At 35.3% G+C, this 11,533-nt stretch carries 12 protein-coding genes; 3 read left to right on the top strand and 9 right to left on the bottom strand.

Annotation, left to right across the window (positions count from 1 at the left end):
* Positions 1-6 precede the first annotated feature (6 nt).
* Both greA and lpxB read right to left on the bottom strand, forming a co-directional pair.
* Positions 7-492 carry a transcription elongation factor GreA gene (gene greA, locus CSUIS19072_RS06335; RefSeq protein ID WP_086293649.1) on the bottom strand — a complete coding sequence of 162 codons (486 nt, stop codon included), beginning with the start codon at positions 490-492 and terminating at the stop codon, positions 7-9.
* Positions 493-535: 43 nt separating this feature from the next.
* Positions 536-1,561, bottom strand: a complete 1,026-nt coding sequence (gene lpxB, locus CSUIS19072_RS06330) for a lipid-A-disaccharide synthase (RefSeq protein WP_086236984.1) — start codon at positions 1,559-1,561, stop codon at positions 536-538.
* A gap of 79 nt (positions 1,562-1,640) precedes the next feature.
* On the opposite strand from lpxB, the gene surE reads away from it, so the two are divergent.
* The 3 genes from surE to CSUIS19072_RS06315 are packed head-to-tail and all read left to right on the top strand — an operon-like array spanning position 1,641 to position 3,929.
* Entirely contained in the window at positions 1,641-2,411 is a 771-nt protein-coding gene (surE, locus tag CSUIS19072_RS06325) for a 5'/3'-nucleotidase SurE (RefSeq protein WP_086236985.1), read from the top strand.
* 1 nt (position 2,412) lies between these two features.
* A complete protein-coding gene (locus CSUIS19072_RS06320; protein WP_086236986.1) occupies positions 2,413-3,054 on the top strand; it encodes a tRNA threonylcarbamoyladenosine dehydratase in 642 nt (213 codons plus the stop codon).
* Positions 3,048-3,929 (top strand): nuclease-related domain-containing protein, encoded by an 882-nt coding sequence (locus CSUIS19072_RS06315; RefSeq protein ID WP_086293651.1) that lies wholly within the window; start codon positions 3,048-3,050, stop codon positions 3,927-3,929. The genes CSUIS19072_RS06320 and CSUIS19072_RS06315 overlap by 7 nt, the downstream gene beginning before the upstream one ends.
* On the opposite strand, the gene CSUIS19072_RS06310 is transcribed toward CSUIS19072_RS06315, so the two are convergent.
* The 7 genes from CSUIS19072_RS06310 to CSUIS19072_RS06280 all read right to left on the bottom strand — a co-directional run bounded on the left by CSUIS19072_RS06310 (position 3,922) and on the right by CSUIS19072_RS06280 (position 11,532).
* Positions 3,922-4,344 carry a Sua5/YciO/YrdC/YwlC family protein gene (locus CSUIS19072_RS06310; RefSeq protein ID WP_086236988.1) on the bottom strand — a complete coding sequence of 141 codons (423 nt, stop codon included), beginning with the start codon at positions 4,342-4,344 and terminating at the stop codon, positions 3,922-3,924. The two genes, CSUIS19072_RS06315 and CSUIS19072_RS06310, sit on opposite strands and share 8 nt — an antisense overlap.
* Positions 4,341-4,691, bottom strand: a complete 351-nt coding sequence (locus CSUIS19072_RS06305) for a hypothetical protein (RefSeq protein WP_086236989.1) — start codon at positions 4,689-4,691, stop codon at positions 4,341-4,343. The genes CSUIS19072_RS06310 and CSUIS19072_RS06305 overlap by 4 nt, the downstream gene beginning before the upstream one ends.
* A gap of 8 nt (positions 4,692-4,699) precedes the next feature.
* On the bottom strand, positions 4,700-5,533 hold the full coding sequence (locus tag CSUIS19072_RS06300; protein WP_086236990.1) for a DNA-methyltransferase: 834 nt from the start codon (positions 5,531-5,533) through the stop codon (positions 4,700-4,702).
* Entirely contained in the window at positions 5,526-6,344 is an 819-nt protein-coding gene (locus CSUIS19072_RS06295) for a type II restriction endonuclease (RefSeq protein WP_086236991.1), read from the bottom strand. The genes CSUIS19072_RS06300 and CSUIS19072_RS06295 overlap by 8 nt, the downstream gene beginning before the upstream one ends.
* Positions 6,334-9,594: a carbamoyl-phosphate synthase large subunit gene (carB, locus tag CSUIS19072_RS06290; protein WP_086293653.1), complete on the bottom strand. Its 3,261-nt coding sequence runs from the start codon at positions 9,592-9,594 to the stop codon at positions 6,334-6,336. The genes CSUIS19072_RS06295 and carB overlap by 11 nt, the downstream gene beginning before the upstream one ends.
* A gap of 164 nt (positions 9,595-9,758) precedes the next feature.
* The gene (gene mreC / locus CSUIS19072_RS06285) at positions 9,759-10,505 is read right to left on the bottom strand and encodes a rod shape-determining protein MreC (protein WP_086293655.1); all 747 of its coding nucleotides are present in this window, start codon (positions 10,503-10,505) and stop codon (positions 9,759-9,761) included.
* Positions 10,498-11,532 (bottom strand): rod shape-determining protein, encoded by a 1,035-nt coding sequence (locus CSUIS19072_RS06280; RefSeq protein WP_086236994.1) that lies wholly within the window; start codon positions 11,530-11,532, stop codon positions 10,498-10,500. Before CSUIS19072_RS06280 ends, mreC begins: the two co-directional genes overlap by 8 nt.
* Position 11,533 lies beyond the last annotated feature (1 nt).

Here is an 11,533-nt window from a genome sequence, read left to right as displayed (position 1 = left end):
TCTACCTTACTCAAAAACTATATCTTGATATTTTACTTCGACTATCTCTATTTCACTTTTACCATTTGGTAAGGTCAAAACCACCTCATCGCCCTCTTTTTTGCCTATTAGCTGCTTAGCAATTGGGGTAGATATTGAAATTAGCCCACGGCTAAGATTACTCTCTGTTATGCCTACAATCGTGTAAGTTGTCTCTACCTCGCTATCAATATCCATTATAGTTACAGTTGAGCCAAATTTGACCTTATCATGCTCATACTCGCTTGGATCTATGACCTTTGCTCTGCTTACTATATCGCTAAGTTCAGCTATGCGATTTTCTATAAAAGCTTGCTTCTCTCTAGCGGCGTGATACTCGGCATTTTCTTTTAAATCCCCATGGCTTCTTGCTATATCTATCTCTTTTACTATTGCTGGTCTTTGGACCATTTTTAGATCTTTTAGCTCAGCTGTGATCTTCTCATATCCATAAATTGTCATTGGCTCAGTCATAAATTTTCCTTACAAATATTTAAATTTAGGATTTTATCCTATTTTATCTTAAAAGCATATCAGCCACGCCCTTTGCACTTCCATGCTTTAAATATCTCCTAAGCTCATTACAAGCGTTTAGAAATTTAGCCCCATCGTAGCATTTATAGCTATTAAGCAAATTTTGCGGTGTAACTTGCTCTTGGATTAATTCATCATGTAAAGGCTCTTTTCCTATAAAATCAAATATTATATTTGCAAGTCCTGCGTGTTTTAGCTTCACAAGCTTTCTAGCAAGCCATATATCGATCGCTTTTGCCTTGTAGCATAGCACAAATGGTGTGCCTATAAGAGCCGCTTCAAGCGTAGCAGTCCCAGAGCAGATAAAAGCAAATTGACTTTGTAAAAGGGCTTTATGAGTATCAAAAACCACTTCAAACTCGCTAATATCGCCATAAATTTCATCTATATCATCTTTTAAATTTGGTGGGATAACTAAGAGTTTTTTATGCTTTAAGCTTCGTGCAACCTCTTTATAAATAGGCATTAAACGGCTAATCTCGCTCCTTCTAGACCCTGGCATAAAGGCTATAACTTCGCTATTTAAAAGCTCTGTTTTTTGCACCTTTATCTCATCAAGCAAAGGGTGGCCTACATATACGCTTTTAGTGTAATATCTCTCATCAAAAGGCAAAATTGAGGCTAGATTATCGCAATATCTCTCCACCTTAGCTACTCTTTTCTTTTTCCATGCCCAAACCTGTGGGAGTATATAGTAGGTTATCTCGCATTTTAGTCCAGCTTCTTTTATAGCTTTTGCTAAAGGTAGGTTAAAAGCTGGGCTATCAATTAGCAAGACTTTATCGCAGTTTTTAGCTAGTTCTACCATCTGTTTTAAAGCTCTTTTAGCTTTAAAAATCAGTGGCAAAATCTCCACAAACCCCATTGCGCTAAATTCCTTACTATCATACAAAGCAGCGCCAAATCTCCTATCAAATATCCCGCAAATTTCGCTATTATCTAAATATTTTAGCACCTCCGCTAAATGCAAATTTGCTGATGCTTCCAGTGATGAGACTAAGATTTTCATAAATTTCCTTTTAAATTTAACCAAAATTATAGCCAACAATTTAAAAATTATAGGTAAAATTTAGCAAAAAAGGATATATGTGAAAGATATTTTAATAACAAACGATGATGGATTTGAAGCAGCTGGGCTACTAGCTTTGCGTGATACACTTAGCAAAATAGCTAATGTCGTAGTCGTCGCTCCAAGTAGCGAAAAATCAGCTTGTTCGCACTCTATTACTCTAACTCGTCCGCTTAGATTTATCCAGCTTGATGATGGATTTTTCAAACTTGATGACGCTACGCCTAGTGATTGTATCTACCTTGCGCTTGAGACGATGTATAAAGATAAAAAGCCAGATCTTATCATAAGCGGTATAAATCACGGCGCAAATGTAGGCGAAGATATAACCTACTCAGGCACTTGCGGTGGCGCTATGGAGGGGACACTTCAAGGGGTTTGCTCCATTGCGGTTTCGCAACTATATAAAAATGATAGTTTGGATAAATTTGGCTTTGATTTAGCTTGTGAAATCACATTAGAATTAGTCAAAAATATATTTGAAAATGGCTATCCGCTAAGTGGTAGAGAGTTTTTAAATTTAAATATTCCTGCTGTGCCAAAAAGTGAGTATAAAGGGCTAAAAATAGTCCCAGCTGGTCAGCAAAGCTACAACACAAACGCCCAAATCCATCGCAATCCAAGAGGGCTAGAGTACTACTGGCTAGGGACACCTGGGATTAGATATGCTGCTAATTTAGGCTATGAGTGTGATATATCGGTGCTTGATGAAAACTACGCTAGTCTAACGCCAATTAAGCTTGATATGACCGCTCACAAAAGCATAGAAACTATAAAAAAATGGATTTAAAATGGTTGATAGATTTACTAGAAGTCGCTGGATTTTTGGCGATAAATTTGAAAAACTCCAAAGCTCAAAGGTACTAGTATGTGGCTGTGGGGGCGTAGGTGGCGTGTGTATCGATGCCTTGTATCGCAGTGGGGTTGGGCATATCACCGCAATTGATTGTGATAAATTTGATATAACAAACCAAAATCGCCAAATAGGAAGCGACTTTGTAGGGGAGCTTAAAACCGATGTATTTGCTAGGCTCTATCCTGGTATAAAAACGATGAATTTAAAGCTAACGCCAAGCGTGATAAGTGAGTTTGATTTTGAGCCTTTTGACCTTGTTATTGACTGTATAGATGATATACCAGCTAAGGTGGCGATGGCTCAAATTTGCTATAAAAAACTACTTAGCTCAATGGGTGGGGCTAAAAGGCTAGATCCAACAAAAATAGAAGTCGCAAGTATCAAAAAAACTACAAACGATCCATTTGCTAGGAAAATTAGATATGAGCTTAAAAAAGCTGGATTTAAGGGAGATTATAAGGTAGTTTTCTCAACAGAAGCACCAAATTGCGTAAATTTAGGAAGCTTTATAGGCGTAACAGCAAGTTTTGGCTTAAATTTAGCAGCACTTGCGGTAAATAGGCTCACTAAATGCTAAAAAGCTTTTGGCAAAACTATAAACTCGTCTCAAAGCCAAATATAACTCCGCCTAATATGATAAGCCGTGTTGGGAATTTAGCAGAGAGTGAGTTTTTTGATATTATTAGTCAAATCAATGGATTAAATATCTATAAAAATAAACGTGTTAAGGATTCTAATGCTGGATTACATGAGATTGATTTTATCATCGTAGATGGATTTTATCTCTATCTTGTGGAGTTTAAGCACTGGGTTGGGAGCATTGATATTAGCGGTGATGGGTGGATACAAACTACTAAAAAACGAACCATAATACACCAAGATCCACTGGCTAAACTACTTAAAAATACTCAAATTTTCAAAGATTTTTTAACCAATAATGAATTTGATCTAAGTAGCTATAAAATACTTAGTTTTGTCGTTTTTGATAAAACAAAAATTAGCATACCAAAGCAAATTCGCAAAAATAGATATATATTAACCAAACACAATTTTTTAAATCTTTTACATAAAAATCACAGCAAAATCCGCCCAGATAGCAATAGTCAAAATCAGCTTAAAAAAATATTAACTTCTATGACTATATGGTCTCGCTTGCACCTATATGGCGGTGAGGTACTAACTGGGTCGATTAGATATTTTTTAATCGGTAATAAAAAGAAAAAATTACCAAAGCATTTTAGAGTAAATTTAGACTTAAACTGGCAAAGAAATAATACAATAAGCTTTATAAATGCCCTATTTGGTAGACGAAAAAAGCTAAAAATCAAATCCAAAATATATAAAATTCATCCAAATGATAGCGTAGGATTTATACAAGCTGGGGAATTTGAGATTAAACATATCAAATTTGGACTAATAGAAAAAATCGTAAAAGATGATGAGATTATCTGATTTTTTTAATATTAGTTTTTGATATTTTATAAATTTTTGAAGCTGGGGCTGGGGTGAATTTTGTATCTATAATTATATCAGCATTAGCTACCGCAAATTCGATATTAAATGCCTTTTTATGAGGGTTTGCACTAGTAGAATATGCCCACTCTAGCTTATCTAATAATCTAGCGTGCGGGTGATCTTTTACCACTCTAATGGCTTGCGAATTTGGGTATATGAATGTTGTTTTTTTAGATCTGCGGACTAAATTTCGATATTTTTTAGGAACTCTTGAGATATTTTTTAAGATGCTAAATTGACTAACACAAATCAAACAAGGCTGATTTAATGGGCGGTTTTTTACTCTATTTAACTTCTCTAAGTCTTGGCTTAAAAATCCAGCCGTGGTATCAGTCTGAGCCAAATAAATCATAAAAGCCCTATCCTAGCCTTAAGGTCAGCCACGCCCCTATAAATCGCACTTTTGACTATGGCGTTTATGCTAGTTGCGATACCATACTCAAGCAAATTTTGAATGCTCTTATACACAGCATAAAGATCGCCAATCACGCTTAAAATTTCAGTATTGCTTTTAACTTTTGAGTTTGTAAAATCAAACCCAAGTTCCCTAAGCCTACAAATCTGATTTATCGCTTCTAAAGAGCTAATCTCACCACTTAAGACTAAACGAAGCTTAGCCTTAACTTCCATAAGCTCGGTAGTAAGATCGTTAAAGGATATATCGCTATTTATGAGCTCAAAATTGCTAAATTTAACCATTCCAATGCCTATAAAATTTGATTTATTGGCGCAATTTTATTTAAAAATTTTAAATCCGCAATCTTGCTTTTTAAAAATTCCATTTTTTCGCTAAGCTCGTTTTTTCTCTGTATTGATATTTCTACAAATTCATCTTCTTTCTCAATGCCTATAAAATCTCTACCTAATAGATTTGAAGCAATTCCAGTCGTGCCACTTCCGCTAAATGGATCACAAACAATGCTATTTTCATTAGTTGCCATCAAAATCAAACGCACTAAAAGTGCAAGTGGCTTTTGAGTTGGGTGCTTCCCACAACTTTTTTCCCAAGGGGCAATAGCTGGGAAACTCCATACATCTTTCATCTGCTTATCATTATTTATTTTTTTCATAAGTTCATAGTTATAAATATGCTTATGATTTTTGCTTTTTCTAGCCCAGATAATCTGCTCTGTTGAGTGGGTAAGATATCTACAACTAAAATTTGGTGGTGGATTTGTCTTTTGCCAAGTGATGATATTTAATATTTTATAATCTAGCTTTTGTAAAGCTCTACCTATAGAAAATATATTATGATAAGTTCCACTAATCATAATACTACCATTATTGCTTAGTGAATCTTTAGCTAGTTGAAGCCATCTAAGATTAAAATCATCAATTTCATCGATATCAGTGCCTTTATCCCACTCACCTTTATTTACACTTACTATTTGACCGCTTTGAATACTAAGTCCATTATTTGAAAGAAAATAAGGTGGATCAGCAAAGATAAGATCAAATTCAAATTTAAACCTAGGTAAAATTTCAAAGCAATCACCTTGATAAAGATTGAATTTCTTATCTTTACTTATAAAATTAGACATTTTTTACCTTATTTATAAAAATATTTAAATTCGATAAATTATAAATTTCTACACTATTATATGCTTCTTGAAGTTTATTTTTTGCTTGAAGCCAGCCTTGTCCATCTGTAATCCAAATAAATTTAAAATTATTTTGTTTAGATATTTTCTGTGATAATTCTATATAAGCCCTAGCAACTTCATTTAATTTAGAACCAGCACTATTATAAAAATTTGTTTCTATTAGATATGTAATATTTTTATTTCTTATAATAAAATCAAATTTTTTAATATCTACGCCTAAATTTATATCTAAATTATCAGTTTTTACTTGTTTATCAAATTTTATTTGATTATTTTGAAAAATATTAGATATCAATATTTCCATAGCCGTTCCACTACGATTTTTACGAGCATTTGTATCTAATCCAACCTCTATACCAAACACATAATCGCATAAATTTGTTATTTTACCACCAGTAAAAATTTCCATAAGTCCAGTTTGAATAAAAAAATCATATATTTTTTGTGAATTTTCAAAATAACTATCTAATGATACTAAATTTCCATCCATATCTAAAATATTTCTATTTTCATTTCTAACAGCAATCAATAAATTTAATACACTAAAACACTCTTTATTTTCATTAAAAAGAGTATCAATAGCAGTTTTTAAATTTGGTTTATTTAATAAAAAATTAAGCGTATTTAATTTAATTTCAATTTTTTGGATATTCTCGCTACACTTTTGAAAATTACAAAAATACGCCAAATTTTCATTTGTTGTTTGTAAAGAATTCATAAAATCTGTAAATTTCGTGCTATTTACCATTATTTAGATACTCTTGTAAGCTTTTTACTTCCAAAGCCGCTTCATTTGAGCTAATTGAGCTAGCGGCGACTAAGGCTGCGTTCATATTTGTAAAATATGGAATTTTAAATCTAAGCACGGCTTGGCGGATTTTAACAGCGTCGCTTGTGCTTGACTTGCTATCGCTAGTATTTACCGCTAAGGCTATCTCGCCATTTTTTAATTTATCTTCTATATTTGGGCGACCTTCGCTAATTTTATATACCATTTCGCACTTAACTCCAGCTTGAGACAAGGCTTTATAAGTGCCACCAGTAGCCACTATCTCAAAGCCTAACTTATCAAATTCCTTAGCTAATAAAATTCCACGCTCCTTATCTGCATCAGCTAAGCTTATAAAGACCGCACCACTACTTGGGAGTATATTTTTAGCTGATATTTGAGACTTGACAAAGCTCTTAGCAAAGCTATCGCTAATCCCCATAACCTCGCCTGTGCTCTTCATCTCTGGACCCAAAATCAGATCGGCTCCGCTTAATTTATTAAACGGAAATACGCTCTCTTTTACACAAACTACCCCATTTAAATCTGGTTTGTAAATTTGCCCATCAAATTTAACCACTTTAAATTGGTCATAAAACTCAAGCGCCTCTTTTAAATTCCCTTGCCACATAACGCGCGTGGCGACTTTTGCCATCGGAAGACCTGTAGCCTTACTTACAAATGGCACCGTGCGGCTAGCTCTTGGATTAACCTCAATAATATAAAGTTTATCATTATATACCGCAAATTGTATATTCATAAGCCCTATTACGCCAAGCTTTAGGGCTATATCTTTGGTGCATTTTTCTACTTGATCTATGATTTTTTGCGATAGATTGCGTGGTGGGAGTATGCTAGCACTATCGCCACTATGGATTCCAGCCTCCTCTATATGCTCCATAATAGCACCGATATAGACATCTTTGCCATCGCTAATTGCATCCACATCAAGCTCGGTAGCATCTTGTAGGAATTTATCTAAAAGCACTGGTGAGTTATTACTTACTTTAACCGCCTCCCCCATATACTCTTTTAACTCAATTTGATTATGAACTCTTCTCATAGCTCGCCCACCTAAGACATAGCTAGGACGCACCAAAACAGGATAGCCGATTTTATTTGCTTTTTCTAAGGCTTCAGACTCGCTAGTAGCGGTATCATTCTCAGGCTGAGCCACATCGATTAAGCGTATAAACTCACTAAATTTCTTTCTATCTTCTGCTACATCGATTACTCTAGCACTTGTGCCTATTATCTTAGCTCCTATCATTGATAGGCGTTTGGAGAATTTAAGAGGGGTTTGACCACCAAAATGAACTATAACGCCATCTGGATTTTCACGCTCTATCACGGCTCTTAAATGCTCAAAATCAATTGGCTCAAAATATAAAATATCGCTAGTATCATAATCAGTTGAGACGGTTTCTGGGTTGCAATTATACATTATAGTTGTAATACCAAGGTCTTTTAGGGCATAACTCGCATGAACGCAACAATAATCAAACTCAATCCCTTGACCTATTCTATTTGGCCCCCCACCGATGATAAGGACCTTTTTATTAGCGCTATTTACTTTTAAACTTGGTAAATTTGGTGTGATATTTGTGCTACTATAAAGATATGGAGTAAGCGCTAAAAACTCGCCACCGCAAGTATCAACCTCATTATACTCTAAAGCGATATTGTGACGCATTCTAGCGTAATATATATCATTTTGACTTAATTCTAGATTATCTTTGGAGTTGATTAAATATGCTATCATCTTATCGCTAAAGCCCCAAGTTTTGGCTTTTCTTAAAAGCTCTTTATCATTTAAGATATCCATATCTACACTTTTTTCAAACTCAACTATCTCATAAATTTGATTTAAAAACCATCTATCAATCTTAGTTAATTCATAAACTTCATCAACGCTTTTGCCACTCCTAAAAGCTTGAGCGATATATAAAATTCTATTTTCATGAGCGTTTCTTAACCCAAATACAAGCTCATCATCACTTAGGCTTAGATGATTAAATCCGCTATAATCCTTCTCTAAGCTACAAAGGGCTTTTTGGATACTCTCTTTAAAGCTTCTGCCAATTGCCATTACTTCACCCACGCTTTTCATCACTGTGCCTAGATATGGATTAGAGCCTGGGAATTTCTCAAATGTAAATCTTGGAATTTTAGTAACTATATAGTCAATTACTGGCTCAAAACTAGCCGGAGTGCCTGTAATATCGTTTTTAATCTCATCAAGGGTAAAGCCCACTGCAAGCATAGTAGCAACCTTAGCTATCGGATAGCCTGTAGCCTTACTAGCTAAAGCTGAGCTTCTACTAACTCGTGGATTCATCTCAATTACAGTCATTCTACCATTTTTAGGATTTATGGCAAATTGCACATTACTACCACCTGTATCTACGCCAATCTCACGCAATATTTTAAAACTCGCATCACGCATATATTGATACTCTTTATCAGTTATAGTAAGGGCTGGGGCTATGGTTATGCTATCTCCAGTATGCACTCCCATCGGATCTAAATTCTCTATTGAGCATACAATAATGCAGTTATCAGCTCTATCTCTGATAACCTCCATCTCATACTCTTTCCACCCAAGAAGACTCTCTTCGATTAAAATTTCATTTATAGGACTAGCCTCTATCCCGCTTTCTGCAATATCTCTAAATTCATCAAGATTATATGCCACGCCACTACCAGCACCGCCTAAGGTGTAGCTAGCTCTAATTATAAGTGGAAATCCTATCTCATTAGCCGCATTTAAAGCCTCTTGCATATTATAAGCATACATTGACTTTGGCAAGTCCATACCTATCTTTATCATCGCCTCTTTAAAAGCTACTCTATCTTCGCCTTTTTTTATAGCTGCGGGATTAGCACCTAGAAATTTGACATTGCCAAGCATATCATTCTCATATAGCTCCATAGCCACATTTAACGCTACTTGACCACCCATAGTAGGCAAGATGGCATCAACGCTCTCTTTTTTGATTATGCGACTTATGCTCTCTTTGGTAATTGGCTCTATATAGGTTGCATCGGCAAAATCTGGATCTGTCATAATCGTAGCTGGATTAGAATTAATAAGCACAACTCTATAGCCAAGCTCTTTTAGCGTCTTAGCTGCTTGAGTGCCACTATAGTCAAACTCACAGGCTTGACCGATGACTATAGGTCCGCTTCCTATAAGCAAAATTGTCTTGATATCTTCTCTTTTTGGCATACTCTACCTCTCTTATTTTCACACTTTAAGGGATACTAAGATTACTTAATTTTTAGCAAATTTAAGTGTAATTATATTGAATAATAGATAAAAAACAGCATAAAAAAGGGATAAAATTCTGTTGTAAATTGTTGATTTATAGAAATTTGAATGAAATTTGAGTATTATTGATTTGTAACCACATATAGGTAGCTTGGAACTTGGATTTTTAGCATAGTCTCTACAACTGCACTCTTATATAACTCCTCTTCATAGACTTTAATAATTCTACCTACTGGCACTCCACCAAAAAATATCCCATCAAGTCCGCTAGTATAGACCTCATCGCCTACTTTTGGATTGAGCCATTGGGCTATAAATTTAACCGTGATATTCTTGCCATTTCCAGTAGCGATACCTGCTATACGCTGCTCTCCGATACTTACAGAAAATGTCGATTTGGGGTCAGTTTGAAGTAAGGCTAGTGGATTTCCATCTTTATTTACTACTATACCTGCTGTTTTACCTTGAGAGATTAGACCATAAATTTTATTCTCATCAAATTCATCAAAATCAATCCAAATTTTATCATGATCCCCAATATTCATATACGAAAGCGCCCTAACAAGCCTAATATCTGGGTTAAATCTAGTTGAATTTTGCTCGCTCAATAGTGTATCAAGCTTATAAGCAAACGCCGAAAGCAAGGTAGCTGAGTACTCCAGCTCAGCATTTTGCTCTCTAAGCGCTCTTATCTCATCTGCTTGGTTAAAATGCTCATCAATACTATTAACTATAAAATCCCTTGTATCTTGATATAGTGATAATATAAAATTTGTGCTATTTATCACTATACTTCTAGCATAATCGCTTAGATAAAATGATGTAAAACCCAAGCAAATAATTATTAAGATAAATTTAATTTTATTCATTTATTAATTGCTGTAATAAACCTATCTCTTCTAAGGCCTTACCAGTTCCTCTAGCCACTGCAAGAAGTGGCTCATCAGCTACATAAACTGGTAGTTTTACAATATCAGCCAAATACTTATCTAGCCCTCTAATCAGCGCTCCACCACCAGTAAGCACCACACCACGCTCTACTATATCTCCAGCTAGATCTGGTGGCATATTTTCTAAAACGGTTTTTAAAGCATCGGCAATCTCTTTTAAAGGCTCTCTCATCGCCTCTCTAATATCCTCGCTAGTAAGCTCTATACGGCTTAATAGTCCGCTTACTTGATCCCTACCTTTTACTACCATAGATAGCTCTTTAGGTAGCTGAATGGCTGAGCCAATCTTGATCTTAATATCCTCGCCATTTCTCTCGCCAATTAGCAAGTTATACTTCTCTTTTACATAGTTCATAATGCTAGCATCAAGCTTATCTCCAGCCGTTCTAATGCTTTTAGATATAACCAAACCACCCAAAGATACCACGCCAATCTCAGTTGTGCCACCACCAATATCCACTACCAAACTACCTTGAGGCTCACGGATTGGCAAATTCGCCCCAATGGCTGCAGCCATAGGCTCTTCTATCAAAAAGACCTCTCTAGCCCCAGCTGAAAGCGCACTCTCCCTAACGGCTTTTCTCTCGACTTGAGTTAAGCCATATGGGACAGAGATAATGATTCTAGGGCGTAAAAATGTCTTTCTTCTATGGGTTTTTTCGATAAAATGCCTAATCATCTTCTCAGTCATATCAAAATCAGCAATAACCCCATCTCTCATAGGTCTAATCGCCTCTATATCCCCTGGAGTTTTACCCACCATCTCTTTAGCATCATGTCCAACTGCTAGTATCTTTTGCTTACCATATTTCTCTCTTTGGACAGCTACAACACTTGGCTCATTTATCACAATGCCTTTATCTTTTACCAATACCAATGTATTTGCAGTGCCTAAGTCTATTCCCATATCGCTAGAAAATAGCCCTACTAATTGGTCTAAAATCATA

Origin of the sequence: Campylobacter sp. RM19072, from assembly GCF_024723485.1 — a bacterium.
GTDB classification, from domain to species: domain Bacteria; phylum Campylobacterota; class Campylobacteria; order Campylobacterales; family Campylobacteraceae; genus Campylobacter; species Campylobacter porcelli.
Note: the sequence above shows the minus strand (reverse complement) of the source record. Positions and strands in the feature narration are given on the sequence as shown.